Origin of the sequence: Streptomyces aureus (genome assembly GCF_000725495.1) — a bacterium.
Classification (GTDB): Bacteria; Actinomycetota; Actinomycetes; order Streptomycetales; family Streptomycetaceae; genus Streptomyces; species Streptomyces aureus_B.
The window spans coordinates 1-319 of sequence record NZ_JNZD01000098.1; the positions used below are offsets into that span (position 1 = coordinate 1).

The 319-nt window shown below is 69.0% G+C and carries 1 pseudogene; it reads left to right on the top strand.

Annotated features, from left to right (window positions below):
* A pseudogene (locus IO36_RS36135) lies at window positions 1-319 on the top strand (glucose-6-phosphate isomerase); the annotation flags it as partial.

The window sequence follows — 319 nt, forward strand, 5'->3', positions numbered from 1 at the left end:
CTACCTGTCGAAGTTCACCGCCTACCTCCAGCAGCTGGACATGGAGTCCAACGGCAAGTCGGTGGACCGCGACGGCCAGCCGGTGGAGTGGGGGACCGGCCCGGTGGTGTGGGGCACGCCCGGCACCAACGGGCAGCACGCCTACTACCAGTTGATCCACCAGGGCACGAAGCTGATCCCGGCCGACTTCATCGGCTTCGCCAACCCCGTCGGCGAGCTCAGCGACGGGCTCGCGGCCCAGCACGACCTGCTGATGGCGAACTTCTTCGCCCAGACCCAGGCGCTGGCGTTCGGCAAGACCCCCGACGAGGTCCGCGCC